We start from the raw sequence: 20,230 nt of genomic DNA on the forward strand, positions 1-20,230 counted from the left end.
GAAGCCGCAATGATCCGCCGATCCCTCGCTGTTGCGCTGGCCACTGCCCTGCTGCCGTTGTCCGCCCATGCCGCCGACCTGCTGCAGGTCTACGAAATGGCGCGCAATGGCGATCCGCAGCTGTCCGCCGCCGAATCCACCCGGCTGTACGACAAGGAAGGCGCCGTGCAGGCCCGCGCTGCCCTGCTGCCGCAGATCAACGGCCAGGCCACGCTGAACCGCTCGCGCAGCGAGGCGGACCATGACGCCAACTCCGGCACCGTGACCAGCAAGCGCCGCAACTACACGATCGAAGGGAGCCAGACGCTGTTCAACTGGACCCAGATCAACAACCTGCGTTCGCAGCGCGAGCTGAGCAAGGCGGCGGACTTCACCCTCGATTCGGCCAACGACAGCCTGATCGTGCGCACCTCGGCGGCCTACTTCAACGTGCTGGTGGCGATCGAATCGCTGAACGCCGCACAGACCAATGAAGCGGCCGCGAAGAAGCAGTTCGACTTCGCCGACAAGCGCCTGGAAGTGGGCCTGGCGCCGATCACCGACGTGCACGAAGCACGCGCCCAGTACGACCAGGCACGTGCCAACACCATCGTTGCGCAGAACACCCTGGCCGATAACTACCAGGCCCTGACCGAACTGACCGGCCAGCCGGTGGTCAACCTGCGCGGCCTGCCGGCGGACTTCCGCCCGGAAGTGCCGGCCAACCGTGGCAACATCGATGAGCTGGTGCACCAGGCCACCAACCAGAATCCGGCGCTGAAGGCCCAGGAACTGAAAGTCAGCGCCGCCGAGGCTGGCGTGCAGGCCGCTCGTGGCGGCCATTACCCGACCCTGTCGCTGGGCGGCAGCTGGGGCAAGACCGCCACCTGGGGCGACAGCACCGGTGCCGGCTCGTTGTCGCCGGATGCACGCACCAACAGCATCGGGCTGACCCTGAGCGTGCCGATCTTCGCCGGTGGTGCCACCCAGTCCGGCGTGCGCCAGGCACTGGCCCAGCGCGACATCGCCCAGGACGGCTACGAGCAGCAGAAGCGTGCCCTGGACCGCAACACCCGCAATGCCTACCAGACCTTGGTGCAGGGCATCAGCGAAGTGGAAGCCCGCCGCCTGGCGGTGGTCTCGGCGCAGAGCGCGTACGACGCGTCGCAGGTCGGCCTGGAAGTCGGTACCCGTACCGTGCTGGACGTGATCCAGAACCAGCGCATCCTGTTCTCGGCGCAGCTGGATTATGCACAGGCCCGCTACACCTTCCTGCAGAACCGCTTGCTGCTGAGCCAGTCGCTGGGTGCGCTGGACGTGGCCGAGCTGCAGGACGTGAACCGCCTGCTGACCCAGGACGCGGGCAACCCGTCGACGACCACGCACTGAGTCGTCGCCCTGCCGGCAACGAAGAAGCCACCCGGGAGGGTGGCTTTTTTGTGGGCAGCGCGTACGGCCCCACCCAGGCATGGCGCAGATCCGCCGGCCGTCAGCCCGGCCACGCGCCTGCCCGCTCCACTGCGGCCAGCACGCACAGCGCCGCGGCCAGGGGCGCAAGCACCATCGCAGCCCCCGGCATAGGCGCGCGCACACGCAGTGCTGCCAGGCACAAAGCCGCCATCACCAGCAGGGTGGCCGGGCCCGGCAGCACCGGCAATGCATCGACGGGTGTTCCCAACGCCAGCAGCGCCGCCAGCACCACGGTGACCGGTATCAGCCGCGTCCGGAACCCGGGCGCTTCATCCGCGGCCACAGGCCAGAGCTGCGCTGCCAGATGTGTGGCCAACGACAACAGCACCAGCAGCAGTGCTGCCAACCCGGCCATGCCCGCCAGCGGCAGCAACGGCAGCAGCCACTGCAACTGCGGATGGCCCTGCAATGCCACCGACAACGGCCGCGTACTGGCCAATGCCGGGAACTCGACCAGGCCGGCCTGCAACGCCGCCAGCACGATCAGCAGCAGCATTGCCAGCAGCAGCGCGGCCGCCAGCAGCCCTGGTGACTGCGCACGCACCTGCGGGCCACGCCCAGGAAACCCCAATACCAGACCCACACTGGCAAACACCGCCAGCAAGGGCACGCTTGCCGCCAGCACACCGCCAGGTCCGAACCGATAGGGCGCGGTGGCGTCCGGCAGCCACGGAATCCAGTTCGCGTAGTGCACATGGCGGACCGCCAGCGCCAGCAGCAACAGCCCTACACCGATCTTCGCCGTCAACAGCACGCAGACCATCAGCGCGATGCGACGCGGAGGCAGCAACACGAACGCACCCAGCACCAGCAGGCTGGTGACGGCCATCACCGGATCCGGCAATGCGCTGCCGGTTTCAATACCGCGACTGGCAAACACCGCACGCGCGTGGCCCGCCATGGACTGCGCCACGCCGGCGCTGGTCACCACCAGCTCCAGCAGCAGCACAGCACCCAGCAGGCGCGCGACTGCCGTGCCCCAAGCGGCCCGCAGCGGGCCGTACAGGCCATCGGCTTCCGGCTGCTGCTGGTTCAGCACGTGCAGGCAATACAGCATCGGCGCTGTGCCCAGTGCGGCCAGCAGCAGACTCAGTACGATGGCCGGGCCGGCCTGGGCGGCGGTGTACTGGCCGACCAGGGCGATCACGCTGCCCCCCAGCAACAAGGTCAACGCCACCAACGCGAAGTGATCCATTCCCAGCAGCGCGTGCCGGCCACGGCGGTTGTCGCTGTCCATCGCAAGCCCTCTTGATTCCGCCCATGCGCGGTCGACAGCAGGCTGGCAGCCTGCGCCAAAGGGCGGTATCAGAATCCGTACCGTGCGCATCGCGATGTGACCACAAACACGTTCGCAGCCACGCATCCGGTCCTGCTGCGACAGGAATCCGGTTGCTAAGCAGAATTGATGCAGTCGATCACGTCAGTCGGTCCACGTAGTGTCCGCCCTGGCGGTGTTGCTGCCCGGCTCAGCTGCGCGGCGGCGGCAGATGTGGCGCGACCAGCGCCAACGTGCGCTGCAGGGCACCGCGGCCATTGCTGACCAGCGTGCATCCAGCACGGGCCATGTCCTCGCGCGCCGCTGCGTCGCCCAGCAGGTGCTGCAGCAGGTCACCTACCGCCTGCACGTCCTCGCCGATCAGCAAGGCACCGGCCTCACGCATGCGCCGTGAGATCTCGGCGAAGTTGTGCAGGTGCGGACCGGTCACAGCGGCAGTGCCCATCGCCGCCGGTTCCAGCAGATTGTGGCCACCAATCGGCTGCAGGCTGCCGCCGACGAAAGCGACCTGCGCGCAGGCATAGAACGGCATCAGCTCACCCAGGGTGTCGATGACGAATACATCCGTGCCGGCCTCCGGCCATTGCTTCGCGCGACGGGTCGTCACGTTCCAGCCCTGCTCGCGCGCCAGCGCCTCCACCTTCGGGAAGCGCTCGGGGTGCCGCGGCGCCCACAGCAACAACAGGTCGGGGTGCTGCTGGCGCAGGCGCCGATGCAGGTCGATCACCGCCTGCTCCTCACCATCGTGGGTACTGGCCGCGATCCACACCGGGCGCCCGGCGGGCACGCAGGCGTGGAACTGCTCGACGAAGCCCTGCACATCCGGCGTGGCGATATCGAACTTGAGGTTGCCCAGCGCCTGCACCTGTTCACGCGCAGCACCCAGCTGCACGAAGCGCTCGGCGTCGTCCTGCGACTGCGCGGCCACGCAGGTGACGGTGCGCAGCGCACGGCGGATCAGCGCCGCCAGCACCCGGTAACCGCGCAACGAACGCGCGGACAGGCGGGCGTTGAGGATGTAGACCGGGATGCGACGGTCGCGGCAGCCGAACAGCATGTTCGGCCACAGCTCGGTTTCCAGGATCAGTGCCAGGCTGGGCTGGAAATGGCCGAGGAAGCGGTTGACACTGCCCGGTACGTCGTACGGCAGATAGACGTGATCCAGCGCGTCTCCCCACAGCGCGCGCACGCGCTCCGAACCGGTCGGGGTGATGGTGGTGATGACCCAGCGGATGTCCGGACGCTGCTGGCGCAGGGCATTCACCAGCGGCGCGGCGGCATTGACCTCGCCCACCGAGACCGCGTGCAGCCAGACCCGCGGCTGGCCGGTCGGCTGCGGATACGAGGCATAACGCTCGTCCCAGCGCCGGAAGTATTCACGGACCCGGAAACCGCGCCAGACCAGGTGGTACACGGTGATCGGCAGCAGGATGTAGAGCACGGCCGAGTACAGGCCGCGCAGGATCCATTCGACAGGGTCTTTACGCATGCGGCAAGGATACGGGAGCCCCCCGGGAAAGACACGCAGCCGGGTTGGTAGAATGGCGCCATGTCAGATGCCACCACCGCCATCCGCCCGTCGCTGCGCGATCCCCGCAACTGGCCGATGTTCGCCGCCATGCTCGGCGCCTTCGCCATCGCCCGCCTGCCGTGGATGCTGCAGCGTGCGCTCGGCCGGGGCGTCGGCTGGATCAGCTGGCGCCTGCTCGGCAGCCGCCGTCGCGCCGCCGAGGTCAACCTGCAGCTGTGCTTCCCGGAGAAGGACGAAGCCTGGCGCCAGCGCCTGGTGCGCGACAGCTTCGACGCGCTGGGCGTGGGCGTGCTCGAGTGCATCCGCGCCTGGTGGGGCAGCATCGACCGCATCCGCCCGCAGGTGAAGATCGAAGGCCTCGAGCATCTGCGGCAGATGCAGGCCGAAGGCCGCGGCGTGCTGCTGGTGTCCGGCCACTTCATGACCCTGGAGATGTGCGGCCGCCTGCTGTGCGACTACGTCGATCTTTCAGGCATGTACCGCAAGCACAAGAACCCGGTGTACGAATGGGCGGTGAAGTTCGGCCGCCTGCGTTATGCCAAGGCGATGTTCGCCAACGAGGACATCCGCGCGACCGTGCGCCACCTGAAGAAGGGCGGCTTCCTCTGGTATGCGCCGGATCAGGACATGCGTGGCAAGGACACCGTGTTCGTGCCGTTCTTCGGCCATACCGCATCCACCATTACCGCCACCCACCAGCTGGCGCGGATGACCGGCTGCGCGGTGATTCCGTACTTCCACCGCCGCGAGGGCGGGAAGTACTTCCTGAAGATCGGCGCACCGCTGGAGAATTTCCCCAGCGAGGATGTGGAAGCCGATACCACGCGGGTCAACCAGGCCATCGAAGAAATGGTGCGCGAAGCCCCGGACCAGTACCTGTGGATCCATCGGCGGTTCAAGCGCCAGCCCGGCGGCCGGAGCGATTTCTACAAGTAGCGGTGGGAGGGATGGCTTCATCCACGCATGGCGTGGATCTACCGCCTTGTGCGGCTTCATCCGCGTATGGCGTGGATTCAATGACGTGGGGCATTCTGAAGTAGATCCACGCCATGCGTGGATGCTCTTCGATTCTGTGCCGGGATTCACAACGGCCAGCGGCACCAGGCGTACGGGTACTCCCCCATCACGCACGCCAAGCCCGCACGGACCGGATTGGCCAGGATGTACATCGCCTTCTCGTGAAGGGATTCATCGCTGCGTACGGCGTGATCGTGGTAACCGTGCTGCCACAGCGACCCTCGCCGCTCCAATCGCCGATTCAGCAGCCGGCTGCTGCGTGATTTGAGCAGGGCCATGCACTCAGCCAGGGTTCCCCCGCGCAATTCCATCAACCAGTGCAGATGGTCGGGCATCACCACCCAGGTGAAGCTGTGGCTCACGCCCTTGCGCTCTACGAAGCGCAGTGCTTCAACCAGAATCGCTACGTTGGAAGCATCGGCAAAGAAGGGTTCACGATCGAGGGTTACCGTAGTCAGTGAATAGACGTTACCGGTGCAGGAGTAACGACCGTAGCGGAGTCTTGGGCTGGCCATGGCCTCAGCGTGCGATACACACGGAGGCACGGCTAGTGGAGGTTGGCGCGTGTTTGCGTCGGTAAAGCCCCATCCACGCATGGCGTGGATCTACTACGGCGACGTTCGTTCGGTGACCGCCCCATGCACGCCATGGCGTGGATCCACCATGGGACGTTTGTTCGGTACGTGGAGTAGAGCCACGCCATGCGTGGATGGACGATCACACCACCGTCGGCGTGTCATCCGTTTCGCGGGCCAACAGGCTGCCGGCGAACAACGCGGCCAACAGCACGGTCAGGCCACCCCAGAACGCGGAATAGAACGCCAGGTGCGTGTTAAGCGGGAACACGGTGACCGCCAGCGCCAGCATCGCCGGGCGCGCACGCTCACGGGCGGCGGCCGGTGCATATCGCCAGGCCCGCCAGGCCTGGGCCACCGCAGCCAACCACAGCAGAAGGCCGATCACACCGGTTTCCGCCAGGATCTCCAGCACGATCTGATGGGCATGCAACGCCGGGGCATCGCCCCACACCGCCGGTTCGTCGCCAGACACGCAGGCCGGATAGGCATCGCGGAAACCGCGCGCGCCGACCCCGTTGATCGGGTGCTCTTCAATCATGCAGGCCGCGGCGTCCCAGATCCGCGCGCGCCCCGACAACGCCTCGTCGACACCGCGTTCGCTCCCCTCCCAGGCCATCGCCGTACGTGCGAAGCGCTCACGCAGCTGCGGCACGCTGGCGGTCAGCACACCCGCTCCGAGGACAGCGACCAGCCCCAGCAGCACCAACCGCTTCCAGCCGAACTGGCGCACGCCGCTGTAGGCCAGCACCAGCGCAAAGGTGATCCACGATGCGCGTGAGCCGGCCAGCAGCAGCACACAACCCAGCGCCGCCGCGGCCAAGACCCATCCCGGATTGCCGAAGCGGCGCGCCAGCGGCAGCAACAGGAACGGTGAAAGGCTGGCCAGGACCTGGCCGAACTTCAGGTTGCACGGCCCCAGCGCGCCACTGAGGCGATCGACCCATGCCGCCTCGCCGGCCGGGCACAACGCGTGACCACTTACTGCAAACTTCAGCTGCTCAAGTGACCAGAACCACGGACTGGTACCCACGACCGCCTGCACCAGTGCATCCAGCGTCCACGCAGCGGTAATCAATGCGAGGCCACCGAAGGTCAGCCGCCGGCGTTCCGGCGTGGCCACCGCGATCGCCACCAGCCACATGAAGGGCAGGTAGCGCAGGCCGGCGGCCGCCTTGGTCCACGACGCCGCCGGATCGATCGCATCGAAGGCGGAGAACGCCTGCGGCAGCCAGTAACCGAGGAACAGGATCGAGGTCAGCGCCCACGCGGCGGGTGTCAGCAGGTGCGGGCGGCGCTGCAGGCGGCGCATGATCATGCGCACCGCGGCATACAGCGCGCCAAGACCCAGCACGGTTTCGGCGATGCCCGGCAACGGCCACAGCGCCACGTACGCCAGCACCCACCAGGGCGCCCAGCGCCCGGCGCGGTCCTCGCGCACGAGGGTTGCGGGGTCAGCCGGCGAGGTCGGCATAGAGGCGGAGGGTGTCGCGCTGCATGGCCTGCAGGGTAAACGGGATGCGGGTCGGCAAGGACGGCGGCTGCGCCAGCAGGGCCAGCGCACGTTCACCCAGCGCCCGTGCATCGCCCAGCGGCACGGCGCCGGCCGGCTGCAGCTGCTGCAGCAGTTCGCCGACGCCGCCATGGTCCCAGCCCAGTACCGGGCGACCGACCGACAACGCTTCTACCACGGTGCGGCCGAACGCTTCGGGCTTGTCCGACAGCTGCAGGACCAGATCGCTGGCCGCATAGGCCTGGGCGATGCGCGCGGTCGGCGTGCTGATCTGCACGGCGTCGGTCACGCCCAAAGCAGCCGCCTGCCGGCGCAGGTCGGCCACGTAGACTTCACGGCCGGGTTCATCGGTGCCCAGCATCCACAGCTGTGCAGGCACACCGGCCGCGCGCACATCCGCCAGCAACTGCAGCGCATGAGCATGCCCCTTCAGCCGGGTACCCCGCCCCGGCAGCAGCAGCAGCGGGCCCTCAACCTGCGCCAGCCACGGGTAATCGGCTGCCAGCGCCAGTCGTGGCCGACGGTCGGCGCGGGCCACGCGGGGAAACTGTGCGACATCGACGCCGCGCGGAATCACCTGCAGCCTCGCTTCGGGAACCGACGGGTAGTGCCGCTGCACGTAGTCGCGCACGGTGTTGGACACGCAGATCACGCGTTCACCGCTGGTCATCACCGCGCTGTAGCGGCTGGGCGAGTTCAACCCGTGCACGGTGGTCACCCAATGCGGGCGCTGTGCGGCAGGCATCGCGCGGATCGCGTACAGGCCCAGCCAGGCCGGCAGCCGCGAACGGGCATGCACGATGTCGGCGCCAACTTCAGCGAACAGGCGGCGCAGGGTCGGCAGGTGGCGCAGGGTCAGCAGCGATTTGCGGCCGATATCAAGGGTGAGGTGCTCGGCACCGCTATCGAGCAGCGGCTGCACCAGGCGGCCACCGGCGGAGACCACCAGCGCACGATGGCCGGCAGCGACCAGGGCCGCAGCAATTTCCAGGGTCGAGCGCTCGACACCGCCGGAGTGCAGCGCCGGCAGCAACTGCACCACGGTCAATCGGCGCATCGAAGGGGCGGCCGCTTAGTCGGCCAGCACGAACACGGAACCGCAGTACGGGCACTGCGCTTCGCCGTTGGGCTCGTCTTCGATCGGCAGGTACACGCGCGGATGCGAGTTCCACAGCGCCATTTCCGGGGTCGGGCAGCTCAGCGGCAGATCGCTGCGGTGCACGGTGTAGCGCTTCTCGGCGTTGGCGGGCGCAGTGGCGGTATGGCTCATGGCGGATGTCGATGAACGGGTTGCGAGGCCTGTGATTCTAGCATCTGGGCCGCCCCGACATTGCGCCGCAACGGGTCTTTGCGCGTACCGGGCCGATTCCCTGCGGCCTTGCATGCCACCTCGGGACGGGGTGCCGGCGGAAATTCCCGATCGATCCTGCAGGTTCACGCCGAAAATCCACCGGCAACGATATTTCCCGCATTTGGATCGAACTAAATGGCACTTGTCAGGTTGCCACGGCTGTTGCAGGATCGGGCCAGGTCGTAAACCGGCCCACTCCAATCCGACCCGATCGCATGGCCCGCCCCCACCGGACCGGTATCGCTTCTTCCACTGCCATCCCGGCGGGCGGAGCGATGCTGTCCGTGGTGTCCGCCGATGCGGGTTCTGCCCGCCGCCTGCCCTTCCGGGAGACCCTTGCATGACCCTGTCCGATCCACGCCGCGCCCTGCTTCCGCTCGCCCTGGCCCTGGCCTGTGCGACTACCGCGATGCCGGTGCTGGCACAGGGACTGCAGACCTCGTTCGAACCGGGCCAGCCGGCTCCGGCACCGGCCGCAGGCGCACTGCAGGTCACGATCGGCAACGGCCCTGCGGCGCCTTACGCCGCCAAGCGCAATGCGGGCTACAGCGGCCTGCATGCACTGCGCTACAGCAGCGAAGGCGGCAGCGCGCGACGCGAGCTGTTCAAGGCGGACATGACCATCGAGGCCGATACCACCCTGTCGTGGCTGGTGCTGCCGGAGATCGTCGGCAAGGACACCGTGGCCTCGACCTATGTGTCACTGGACCTGCTGCTGGACGATGGCAGCCGCGTTTCGGCCAGCGCTGCACGCGACCAGCATGGCGTGGCCATCGGTGCGCGCGCGCAGGGCGATTCGAAGACGCTGTATCCGCAGCAGTGGGCGCGCAAGGCGGTGCGGCTGGGCGACGTGCCCGCGCTGAAGGGCCGCCGCGTGGTGGCGATCGAACTGGACGTGGCCAGTGCCGACGGTGCACCGGTCTCGGGCTGGATCGATGACGTGCGCCTGGACACAGTGCCACGTCAGCAGCCAGCGCGCGTCTCCGACTGGGTGCTGACCACCCGTGGCACCCAGGCCAACGGCACCTTCTCGCGCGGTAACAATTTCCCGGCCACCGCGGTACCGCACGGATTCAACTTCTGGACCCCGGTGACCGATGCTGGCGCACTGAACTGGCTGTACCGCTGGAACGAACAGAACGACGCACAGAACCGTCCGCAGCTGCAGGCGCTTGCGCTGAGCCATCAGCCCAGCCCGTGGATGGGCGACCGGCAGACCTTCCAGGTAATGCCCTCGGCCAGTCGTGGTGTGCCGGAGGCCGACCGCCGCAAGCGCGCGCTGTCGTTCGAGCGCAGCCATGAAAGCGCGCGCCCGTATCGCTACGACGTTCGCTTCGACAACGGCATCGCGACCGCCATCGCGCCGACCGATCATGCCGCGCTGTTCCGCTTTGATTTCCCCGAGGGCGGCGACGCCAACCTGCTGTTCGACAATGTCGATGCACGCGGTGGCCTGACCCTGGACGCTGCCACGCAGACACTGTCCGGCTACACCGATACGCGCAGCGGGCTGTCCAATGGCGCCAGCCGCATGTACGTGGCAGCCAGCTTCGACAGGCCGTGGCACAGCAGCGGGCGCATCGGCACCGGCCGACCGACCGGCTACATCAAGTTCGATGCCGGCAGCGACCGGCGGGTGACCATGCGCATCGCCACCTCGCTGATCTCGGTGGAACAGGCACGGCACAACCTGGCCCTGGAAATCGCCGCAGCCGATACGCTGGAAAGCGTGGCCGGCCGTGCGCAGGATGCATGGGACGCGCGCCTGGGCCGCTTCGACATCGGCGATGCCAGCGACGACCAGAAGACCACGCTGTATTCCAGCCTGTACCGGCTGTTCCTGTACCCCAATTCCGGCCACGAGAACGTGGGCAGCGCCGTCGCACCGGAGTGGCGCTACGCCAACCAGGCCAGCGCCAGCGCCAGCGATGACAACACCGAGGGCAGCGCGACCCGCAGCTATGCCGCCGTGCGCGACGGCAAGGTATTCGTCAACAACGGCTTCTGGGACACCTTCCGCACCACCTGGCCGGCCTATGCGCTGTTCACGCCCGACGATGCCGGGCAGCTGGTGCAGGGCTTCATCGAGCAGTACCGCGCCGGCGGCTGGATCGCACGCTGGTCGTCGCCGGGCTACGCCGATCTGATGGTCGGCACCAGCTCCGATGTGGCCTTCGCCGATGCATGGCTGAAGGGCGTCGGCGGTTTCGATCCGGCCGAGGCCTATGCCGCCGCGCTGAAGAACGCGACCGTGGTGCCGCCGGACCGCCATGTCGGCCGCAAGGGCATGAACCGTTCGACCTTCCGCGGCTATGCCAGTGCCGACGTGCACGAAGGCATGTCGTGGACGATGGAAGGCGCACTCAATGACTTTGGCATCGCCAACATGGCCGATGCCCTGGCCAAGCGCGCGACCGCGCCCGCCGCACGCGAGCGCTACAGCACCGAGGCCGACTACTTCCGCCATCGCGCCGCCAGTTACGCGACGATGTTCGATCCGGCGGCAGGCTTCTTCCAGGGCCGCAAGGCCGATGGTCGCTGGCGCGTGGACGCAAAGGCCTACGATCCGCGCGTGTGGGGCCACGACTACACCGAATCCAATGGCTGGACCTTCGCCTTCACCGCCGCCCATGACGGCGAAGGCCTGGCCGCGTTGTATGGCGGCCGCGAAAAGCTGGCGGCGAAGCTGGATACCTTCTTCGCCACACCTGAAACCGCGGACCCGGCACTGGCCGGCTCCTACGGCGGCACCATCCACGAGATGACCGAAGCCCGCGACGTGCGCATGGGCATGTATGCGCACAGCAACCAGCCGGCGCACCACATCCCGTGGATGTACCTGTACGCCGGGCAGCCGTGGAAGACCCAGCAGCACGTGCGCGAGATCCTGTCGCGGTTGTACGTCGGCAGCGAGATCGGCCAGGGCTACCCGGGCGATGAGGACAACGGTGAAACCTCGGCATGGTACGTACTGGCCTCGCTGGGCCTGTACCCGCTGCGCATGGGCGCCCCGGAGTACGTGATCGGCTCGCCGGCATTCGAGCATGCACGGGTGGAGCTGCAGGGTGGCGCGGTGCTGACCGTGAACGCGGCCAACAACTCGCGTGAGAACGTCTACGTGCAGTCGCTGAAGATCAACGGTACGCCGTGGACGAAGACCTGGGTGCCGCACGACCTGATCGCCAAGGGCGCGACCCTCGACTTCGTGATGGGACCCCGCCCCTCGCGCTGGGGCAGCGGCGTGGACGATGTGCCGCGCTCGTTGACCGCGCGCGGCCAGCACCCGCAGCTGCTGCACGACCTGCTCGGCAGCGGCGCGAAGGCGACGCTGGCCGATGGCCGTGCCCTGCCCGCGCTGGTCGATGACGATGCCGGCACCACGGTGGGTCTGGGCGCCGGTGCAACCATCGCGCTGACCGGCCTGGCCGAGGGCACCCCGACGATGTACACGCTGACCAGCGGTGACGGCCGCATCCAGGGCGGTGAGTGGACGCTGGAGGCGCGCAACGGCGGCGGCAGCTGGGCCGTGCTCGACCAGCGCAGCGGCGAAGACTTCGAATCCGCCCGCCAGACCCGTCCGTTCCGCATCGCCAAACCCGGTCGTTACAGCGAGTACCGCCTGCGCCTGGCGGCACCGGCACGGCTGCCGCTGGCGGAGATCGAACTGCTGGCGGCCGGCACCGTACAATGAGCTGCATGCGCTTCCGTCTACTGCCTCTGGCCCTTGTTGCCCTGTCCTTCTCAAGCTTCGGCCAGACCCAGGCGTTCGATACGCAGCTGACCCGCGACGGCGTGACGCTGAACTACCAGGACGCCCGTGGCGCCCTGGCCGCACCGCAGCGCAAGCGGGTGATCGATACGTTCTTCTTCGCGTACCTGCGCGAACGTGCGGACTTCCATCCCGCTGCGCCGTCAATGGTGCGCATCGTGATCGATCCGGCCTACACCGGCATCGCCTTCGTCGGCGACAAGGACCAGGCAGCGACGATCACCATCAATCCGGGTTGGCTGGCGCAGCATCCGAACGACATCGACCTGGTCACCCACGAGGCGATGCACATCGTGCAGGGGTATCCCGGCTACGGCGATGCACGGGTACCGGGCTGGCTGGTGGAAGGCATCGCCGACTACGCGCGCGACCGCTACGGCATGGACAACGCCGCCGCTGGCTGGGCATTGCCGGTGAAGGTCGAGAAGGGGCAGAACGTCGACAGCGGCTACCGGGTGACCGGTGCGTTCCTGAAGTGGGCGGAGGCGGAACATCCCGGCCTGGTGCTGGCACTGGACAAGGCCCTGCGCGACGGCCGCTATGCACCGGCGCTGTGGCAGAAGCACACCGGCAAGGCACTGCCGGCGCTGTGGGCGCAGTACGCCAAGCCGCGTTCGGATGCACCGGCGCCGGCACGGCGCGGCAAGCGCTGACCGCAGGTAGCACCGTGGCTTGCCCGGCGAAACGCCTGTTTCGCCGCGCTGCGCGCCCGCCTGGCATGGCCCGGCATGACCTGCCCAACGGGATCTCATTACGATCTCACGCGGAGTAATCCGACAAGTCGGATAGGCGCCTGTTCACAACAGCACGCGGCAGCAACCGACATCGTGACTGAGCGAGGGTCGCTAACCTTGCTTGCATGAAAATCAGAACCAAGGTCGGTAGGCGCAAAGCGGTCGTTGTGCTGGTGACAGGAGCAGCCATTGCACTGATCACGACCGTGATCTGGACGAGAAGCAACACGCCGAGCGTTCTCGCTGTTGCCCCCCCAAGAGCAGCAGACCGTACGGGTTCGTATCAACGGAAAAGATGCTGCGATCGAGACGACGCAGGCCGCAAGCGTTGCCACCGCCGGGACTCAGTTGATTGCAATTCGCCGAACGTTGTCGCCCCAGCAGGCCCTTCTGCTGGCGCAGGACATAGCGCGTTGCACAAACGCCGCAAGCTTGGCGGAAACAGACATTCCGACGGGACTGACTCCCGACCAGCAGCGTGAGTTCCGGGAAAACGTTCTGGGTGACTCAGACTGCTCCGCTCTTGAATCAGAACACTCCATCTATGACCTCGCCTACTACGCGGCGTCAGACGGCGACTCCACTGCGAAATTGATGTTCTCGGGACTGGCGTCTCATCAGTTCGACGATGAGCACTCCATGTTCGATGAAGAGCTCGTCAAGCGATTCAAGGAAGCGACAGTGAGATTCCTCAACGAAGCCGCGGACTCGGGTGACAGCAATGCCCTGATGCTTCTTGCGGCCACCTTTGAGGATGGCCTGCATGTGCCTCGCGATGCAGCACGCGCACACGCCTATGCGCGCGCATTCAGCCAGGCCAGTGGCGGCAAGGGGCTTCGCTATGCCGAGCGGCTCTGGAGCCAACTCTCACCGGACCAGCAACGGGAATCGAACCGATGGCATATCGAGATATCGAATCGAAGAAAAGGAGAAATGAAATGAAAGGAAAGTCGAAACGCAATCGCTGGCTGATGATCGTGGTCGCGTGCCTGGGAGGCGCAGCAATCGCAGCGTCGGTTGGGAAATTCTACTGCGGCAAGGCCTGCAATGTAGCCGGGGATATGGTGGCGGAGGAAGGGTGACCATCGGAGATATTTCGGTAGCTCAATAGCTACCACTGCGGCACATCTTGGTTGCCACGTTCGCTCAGTAGCGCCAGGCCACACCCGGCGAAATGCCTGATTCGCCACGCTGCGCGCTCGCCGGGCATGGCCCGGCGCTACCACATCGCTGCCTCAGCGCGACCGCACGAAGCCGGCGTAGAGCGCGAACAGCTGCTGAAAGTACCGCCGCGTCACTCGATTGCGCATGACACCCTCGCCCATGAAAAGTTGGTCGGGCCCAGGGTGGGAAGGCCGGTCCGGTCCCTTCCCACGGCCGGGCCGCGTGGGCGTATTGGGCCGCAACGGCGTTGCAGGGACATGACCGGGCGGCGTAGCGCGTGTGGCACAGGCCGGCGGGCGGTAGAGCCGGCCGCTGGCCGGCTGCGGTGGTGGTGGACATGATTGCGGTTGCTGGCCAGCGGCCGGCACTACCCGTTTCCGCTTTGCGGAAACAGAAACGCGCCCCGGGGGGCGCGCTTCTGCAGCTGACGCTGGAAAGAAGGCTTACGCCTTCTTTTCCGCTTCCAGCTGCTTGCGGATCTGCGCATCCACCGCCGCAATGGCGGTCATGTTCAGGATCCTGCGCGAGGTCGCGCTGGTGGTCAGGATATGCACCGGCTTGTTCACGCCCATCAGGATCGGGCCGATCGCCACGCCGTCGGTGAACACACGCACCAGGTTGTAGGCGATGTTGGCCGCTTCCAGGTTCGGCAGCACGAACAAGTTGGCGCGACCCTGCAGGGTCGAGCCCGGCAGCAGCTTCTGGCGCAGCGCTTCGTCCCATGCGGTGTCACCCTGCATTTCGCCGTCCACGTTCAGACGCGGGTTGCGCTTGAGCAGCAGCTCGCGCACCTGGCGCATCTTCAGCGCGTCCTTCGAATCGTGGCTGCCGAAGTTGGAGTGCGACAGCAGCGCCACCTTCGGCTCGATGCCGAACAGCTTCATGCGGTAGGCCGCCTGCAGGGTCGCTTCGCACAGCTGCTCGGCGGTCGGGTCTTCCTGCACGTGGGTATCGACGAAGAAGAACACGCCCTGCTGGTTGATCACGCCGGTCATCGCCGAGGTCGAGGTGACCTTCGGCTCCAGCGGCAGCACGCTGCGCACGTAGCCCAGCTTCTTGTGGAAACGGCCGACGATGCCGGTCAGCATCGCATCGGCTTCGCCACGGGCCACCATCACTGCAGCGATCAGGGTCGGGCGCGAACGCATCAGGTTCTTCGCCGCGGCCACGGTCACGCCACGACGGCCGGTCAGGCCGTGGTAGTACTGCCAGTACTCGTTGAAGCGCGGGTCGTCGTTGATGTTGGTGACTTCAACGTTCTCGCCGATCTTCAGGCGCAGGCCGAGGCGCTCGATGCGCGACTCGATCACTTCCGGGCGGCCGATCAGGATCGGGTGCGCCAGGCCGTCATCGACCACGTTCTGCACCGCCTGCAGCACCACTTCCTCTTCGCCCTCGGCATACACAACGCGCTGCTTGTCGCTGCGCGCGCGGTCGTAGACCGGCTTCATCATCAGGCTGGTGCGGTAGACGAACTGGGCCAGCTTGTCGCGGTAAGCGCCCATGTCGTCGATCGGGCGCGAGGCCACGCCCGAGTCCATCGCGGCCTGGGCCACGGCGGCCGACAGCTCCACCAGCAGGCGGCGGTCGAACGGGCGCGGGATCAGGTATTCACGACCGAAGCTCGGGGTCTCGCCGCCATAGGCCGAACCCATGTCGGTGGCCGCACGACGCGCCAGCGCCGCGATGGCGCGCACGCAGGCGATCTTCATTTCCTCGTTGATCGCGGTGGCACCCACGTCCAGCGCACCGCGGAACAGGTACGGGAAGCACAGCACGTTGTTGACCTGGTTCGGGTAGTCCGAACGGCCGGTGCCGATGATCGCGTCCGGACGCGCGGCGCGCGCCACCTCCGGCATGATTTCCGGGGTCGGGTTGGCCAGCGCGAAGATCACCGGGTCCGGCGCCATGGTCTTGACCATGTCGGCGGTCAGGATGCCCGGTGCCGACAGGCCCAGGAAGATGTCCGCGCCGTCGACGATCTCGGCCAGGGTGCGCTTGTCGGTGTCGCGCGCATAGCGCTGCTTTTCCGGATCCAGGTCGGTACGACCGGTGTGGATCACGCCCTCGCGGTCGAAGGCCAGGATGTTTTCCGGCTTCAGGCCCAGCTGCACCAGCATGTTCACGCAGGAAATGCCGGCTGCGCCCATGCCCGTGGTCGCCAGCTTCACGTCTTCGATCTTCTTGCCGGTGATCGCCATGGCGTTGAGCACGGCCGCACCGACGATGATCGCCGTGCCGTGCTGATCGTCATGGAACACCGGAATCTTCATGCGCTCGCGCAGCTTGCGCTCGACCACGAAGCACTCCGGCGCCTTGATGTCTTCCAGGTTGATGCCGCCGAAGGTCGGCTCCAGCGAGGCGATGATGTCGACCAGCTTGTCCGGGTCGGTTTCATCCACTTCGATGTCGAACACATCGATGCCGGCGAACTTCTGGAACAGCACGCCCTTGCCTTCCATCACCGGCTTGCCGGCCAGCGCGCCGATGTTGCCCAGGCCCAGCACCGCGGTGCCGTTGGAGATCACCGCCACCAGGTTGCCGCGGGCGGTCAGCTCGCTGGCCTGCTGCGGGTCGGCCTTGATCGCTTCACAGGCGTACGCCACGCCCGGCGAATACGCCAGCGACAGGTCGCGCTGGGTCAGCATGGGCTTGGTAGCGGAAACCTTGATCTTTCCCGGCGGGGACATCCGGTGGTAATCGAGGGCGGCCTGTTTGAAATCTTCGTTGGACATCGATGTGGGTTACATGAATGGGCAGAAGGGACAGGGGATGATACCCCCGTTGGAGCGTCTGGACCTGTCGCTATCCTGTCGCAGGCATGCTGCGACTGCACAATTCCGTGCCGTATGCGACGGTACCGGGATGCCAGCATCGGCGCCCCCGATGACAGCCATGGGACGCCCTGAAACGCCGCGGGGCCGTACCACTGTCGTGATCGGCCCCGCGGTACCACACACCTGGGTCAGCCCTTGGCCGGCAGCGCCTCGGGCAGTGCGTCCACCGGCGGCGGCAGCTCGCTTTCGCGACCATCCAGCGCCAGCTGCAGGCGGTTGCGGTCCAGCGCGCCTTCCCAGCGCGAAACCACCACGGTGGCCACCGCATTGCCGATGAAGTTGGTCAGCGAGCGGCATTCGCTCATGAAACGGTCCACGCCCAGGATCAGCGCCATGCCGGCCACCGGTACCTCCGGCACCACGGCAAGGGTGGCGGCCAGGGTGATGAAGCCGGCACCGGTGACGCCGGCCGCACCCTTGGAGCTGAGCATGGCAACCAGCAGCAGGGCGATCTGGTGGCCCAGGGTCAGTTCGGTGTTGGTGGCCTGGGCAATGAACAGTGCCGCCAGGGTCATGTAGATGTTGGTGCCGTCCAGGTTGAACGAGTAGCCGGTCGGGACCACCAGGCCCACCACCGACTTGCTGCAACCGGCGCGTTCCATCTTCTCCATCAGCGACGGCAGCGCCGACTCCGACGAGGAAGTGCCCAGCACCAGCAGCAGTTCGGCCTTCAGGTAGCGCGCCAGCTTGAACACCGAGAAGCCGCACAGGCGGCAGACCAGGCCCAGGTTGACCGCCACGAACAGGAAGGCGGTGAGGTAGAACGAACCCACCAGCCAGGCCAGGTTGATCAGCGAGCCAACACCGTACTTGCCGATGGTGAAGGCGATTGCGCCGAAGGCACCGATCGGCGCGGCCTTCATCAGGATGTGGACCAGCTTGAACACCGGGGCGACCAGCGCCTCCAGGAAGTTCACGATCGGCTTGCCCTTCTCGCCCACCGATGCCAGCGCGATGCCGAACAGCACGGCCACGAACAGCACCTGCAGGATGTTGCCATCGACGAACGCGCTGAGCAGCGTCTTCGGGATGATGTCCATCAGGAAGCCGACCAGGGTCAGGTCATGCGACTTCTCGACGTAGCTGTGCACCGCGGTCTGGTCCAGCTCGGCCGGATTGATGTTCATGCCGGCGCCGGGCTGCACCACGTGCGCCACGATCATGCCGACGATCAGCGCCAGCGTGGAGAAGAACAGGAAGTACGCCATCGCCTTGGCGAATACGCGGCCCACCGTGCGCAGGTGGGTCATGCCGGCGATGCCGGTGACGATGGTCAGGAAGATCACCGGTGCGATGATCATCTTCACCAGGTTGATGAAGGCATCGCCGAGCGGCTTCATCTTCTCGCCGATCAACGGTTCGTAGTGGCCGAGGATGGCGCCCAGGACGATCGCCACGATCACCTGGAAGTACAGCTGGCGATAGATCGGCAACGGCTTTGCAGGCACCGGTGCTGCGGTCGGGATGTGCATGGCGGACTCCGGAAGGGGCGTTTTCAGGCACGTACGGCCCCGGGACTGCACGGGAACCGTTACCGTGGAAACTGACCGCAGGCCCTGTGCAGCACGCGCAGGGGGTGCGACCAATGGACGCCTTTGTACGCGCCGGGCACGCTGGCGCAGATAACCTATTGGTACTAGCCCCCCGGTTCAGGTGGCCGCGATGCCTACACTGGCGCCGCACCGCCCGATCACGGGGAGGCCGGTGGCCCGAGCTGAACGGCCGGGCGCGTCATTGCGAAAGTTCCGGCCCTTGCGGCCGTTGTTGTCCTGTCCACACGCAATCTGAGAGAGCCGCACCCAACATGCGCCCGATTCCCACCTTGCTGGCCCTGTCGCTGGCCGCGCTTCCCGCCTTCGCTTCGGCTGCCGATTTCGACAACTGGCCGACCAAGTACGCCTTCGGCGACGGCACCGAGCTGGCCGCTACCGCCAACATCGCCTACGACTACAACGATTTCTCCTCGGGCAGTGGCCTTGAGGACGACGACGCCGTGCGCCGCAAGGAGTTCGGTGCGACGCTGAAGAAGAAGGGCGTCTACGACGCGATGGTCTATTACGACTTCCAGTCCGATACCTGGCTGGACGTGTTCGTGCGCTTCGAAAGCAAGGCCTTCTTCGGCCGCGACATCGGCCGCTTCCGCTTCGGCTACATGAAGACCCCGGTCGGCCTGGACGCGAACACGTCCTCGCGCGCCGGCAGCTTCCTGGAAACCGCGCTGCCGGTGCAGGCCTTCTACGCTGGCCGCCGCACGGGTGTGGAATGGGTGCTTGAGCGCCCGCAGTACCTGCTGCAGGCCGGCGCCTATGGCGGCAAGGACCTGCAGGGTGACAACCCCGGCACCACCCAGGCCGTGCGTGCGGTGTGGACCCCGGTGAAGGCGCCGGGTGACGTGATCCACCTGGGCCTGGCCTACTCGCAGGAAAATCCGCGCGGCTACAGCGATGGCCGCGACGTGCACCACGAGGCCAGCGCGCGCCTGCGCGCACGTCCGGAAGCCGGACTGACCGACATCCGCTATGTCGATTCCGGCGCGCTGGTCACCGCTGACCAGATCCGCCGCACCGGCCTGGAAGGCATCTGGATCCGCGGCCCGTTCTCGCTGCAGGCCGAAGCCCTGCGCGCAACGGTCACCCGCCATGACGGCAAGCCCGACTACACCGGCAGCGGCCAGTACGCGATGGCGAGCTGGGTGTTGACCGGCGAATCGCGCCCGTACAACGCAGGTGCCGTGGCCAACATCAAGCCGGCGCACGACTACGGCGCGGTGGAACTGGTGGCCCGTTACAGCCGCATGGACCTCGACGATGGCAGCATCCTCGGCGGCCGCCAGCACGACCTGACCCTGGGTGCGAACTGGTACCTGACCAGCCACTTCAAGTTCCAGGCCAACTACGTCAAGGTCGACGCCAGCCGTCGCGGTGTGCACAGCACGCCGGAGATCTTCGAACTGCGCGCGCAGATGCACTTCTGACCCCTTCCACGTCAGATCCCGGCGGGCGTGCACGCCACGC

15 protein-coding genes are annotated in these 20,230 nt (G+C 66.8%); 7 read left to right on the forward strand and 8 right to left on the reverse strand.

Annotation, left to right across the window (positions count from 1 at the left end):
- The first annotated feature begins 9 nt into the window (after window positions 1-9).
- A complete protein-coding gene (locus N7573_RS15485; RefSeq protein ID WP_032129097.1) occupies window positions 10-1,368 on the forward strand; it encodes a TolC family outer membrane protein in 1,359 nt (452 codons plus the stop codon).
- Window positions 1,369-1,468: 100 nt separating this feature from the next.
- Here N7573_RS15485 and N7573_RS15490 read toward each other — a convergent pair whose 3' ends face one another.
- Window positions 1,469-2,686 carry an amino acid transporter gene (locus tag N7573_RS15490; protein ID WP_279912272.1) on the reverse strand — a complete coding sequence of 406 codons (1,218 nt, stop codon included), beginning with the start codon at window positions 2,684-2,686 and terminating at the stop codon, window positions 1,469-1,471.
- 229 nt (window positions 2,687-2,915) lie between these two features.
- On the reverse strand, window positions 2,916-4,214 hold the full coding sequence (waaA, locus tag N7573_RS15495; RefSeq protein WP_049398381.1) for a lipid IV(A) 3-deoxy-D-manno-octulosonic acid transferase: 1,299 nt from the start codon (window positions 4,212-4,214) through the stop codon (window positions 2,916-2,918).
- 60 nt (window positions 4,215-4,274) lie between these two features.
- Between waaA and N7573_RS15500 the strand changes: the two genes are divergently transcribed.
- Window positions 4,275-5,192, forward strand: coding sequence for an LpxL/LpxP family Kdo(2)-lipid IV(A) lauroyl/palmitoleoyl acyltransferase (locus N7573_RS15500; RefSeq protein ID WP_279912273.1), 918 nt, complete (start codon window positions 4,275-4,277; stop codon window positions 5,190-5,192).
- A 146-nt stretch (window positions 5,193-5,338) separates the two neighbouring features.
- On the opposite strand, the gene N7573_RS15505 is transcribed toward N7573_RS15500, so the two are convergent.
- The 4 genes from N7573_RS15505 to N7573_RS15520 form a co-directional block, all read right to left on the reverse strand.
- The gene (locus N7573_RS15505; RefSeq protein ID WP_121504416.1) at window positions 5,339-5,788 is read right to left on the reverse strand and encodes a transposase; all 450 of its coding nucleotides are present in this window, start codon (window positions 5,786-5,788) and stop codon (window positions 5,339-5,341) included.
- Window positions 5,789-5,990: 202 nt separating this feature from the next.
- Window positions 5,991-7,322, reverse strand: a complete 1,332-nt coding sequence (locus N7573_RS15510) for an O-antigen ligase family protein (protein WP_279912274.1) — start codon at window positions 7,320-7,322, stop codon at window positions 5,991-5,993.
- Window positions 7,303-8,418 (reverse strand): glycosyltransferase, encoded by a 1,116-nt coding sequence (locus tag N7573_RS15515; RefSeq protein WP_279912275.1) that lies wholly within the window; start codon window positions 8,416-8,418, stop codon window positions 7,303-7,305. The genes N7573_RS15510 and N7573_RS15515 overlap by 20 nt, the downstream gene beginning before the upstream one ends.
- 15 nt (window positions 8,419-8,433) lie before the next feature.
- Window positions 8,434-8,631: a zinc-finger domain-containing protein gene (locus N7573_RS15520; RefSeq protein ID WP_005410967.1), complete on the reverse strand. Its 198-nt coding sequence runs from the start codon at window positions 8,629-8,631 to the stop codon at window positions 8,434-8,436.
- Window positions 8,632-9,052: 421 nt separating this feature from the next.
- On the opposite strand from N7573_RS15520, the gene N7573_RS15525 reads away from it, so the two are divergent.
- The 4 genes from N7573_RS15525 (at window position 9,053) to N7573_RS15540 (ending at window position 14,297) form a co-directional block, all read left to right on the forward strand.
- Window positions 9,053-12,403: a GH92 family glycosyl hydrolase gene (locus N7573_RS15525; protein ID WP_279912276.1), complete on the forward strand. Its 3,351-nt coding sequence runs from the start codon at window positions 9,053-9,055 to the stop codon at window positions 12,401-12,403.
- Window positions 12,400-13,134 carry a basic secretory protein-like protein gene (locus N7573_RS15530; protein ID WP_049421780.1) on the forward strand — a complete coding sequence of 245 codons (735 nt, stop codon included), beginning with the start codon at window positions 12,400-12,402 and terminating at the stop codon, window positions 13,132-13,134. Before N7573_RS15525 ends, N7573_RS15530 begins: the two co-directional genes overlap by 4 nt.
- Before the next feature lie 327 nt (window positions 13,135-13,461).
- Complete coding sequence (locus tag N7573_RS15535) at window positions 13,462-14,157, forward strand: hypothetical protein (protein ID WP_279912277.1); 696 nt, start codon at window positions 13,462-13,464, stop codon at window positions 14,155-14,157.
- The gene (locus N7573_RS15540) at window positions 14,154-14,297 is read left to right on the forward strand and encodes a hypothetical protein (RefSeq protein WP_164080778.1); all 144 of its coding nucleotides are present in this window, start codon (window positions 14,154-14,156) and stop codon (window positions 14,295-14,297) included. The genes N7573_RS15535 and N7573_RS15540 overlap by 4 nt, the downstream gene beginning before the upstream one ends.
- A 525-nt stretch (window positions 14,298-14,822) precedes the next feature.
- Here N7573_RS15540 and N7573_RS15545 read toward each other — a convergent pair.
- Complete coding sequence (locus N7573_RS15545; RefSeq protein ID WP_279912279.1) at window positions 14,823-17,114, reverse strand: NADP-dependent malic enzyme; 2,292 nt, start codon at window positions 17,112-17,114, stop codon at window positions 14,823-14,825.
- Between the two features lie 230 nt (window positions 17,115-17,344).
- Window positions 17,345-18,688 carry a dicarboxylate/amino acid:cation symporter gene (locus N7573_RS15550; RefSeq protein ID WP_279912280.1) on the reverse strand — a complete coding sequence of 448 codons (1,344 nt, stop codon included), beginning with the start codon at window positions 18,686-18,688 and terminating at the stop codon, window positions 17,345-17,347.
- Between the two features lie 332 nt (window positions 18,689-19,020).
- Between N7573_RS15550 and N7573_RS15555 the strand changes: the two genes are divergently transcribed.
- Window positions 19,021-20,190, forward strand: coding sequence for a porin (locus N7573_RS15555; protein ID WP_032129108.1), 1,170 nt, complete (start codon window positions 19,021-19,023; stop codon window positions 20,188-20,190).
- The last annotated feature ends 40 nt before the right edge of the window (window positions 20,191-20,230 follow it).

Source organism: Stenotrophomonas sp. GD04054 (genome assembly GCF_029836955.1).
GTDB classification, from domain to species: Bacteria; Pseudomonadota; Gammaproteobacteria; order Xanthomonadales; family Xanthomonadaceae; genus Stenotrophomonas; species Stenotrophomonas maltophilia_A.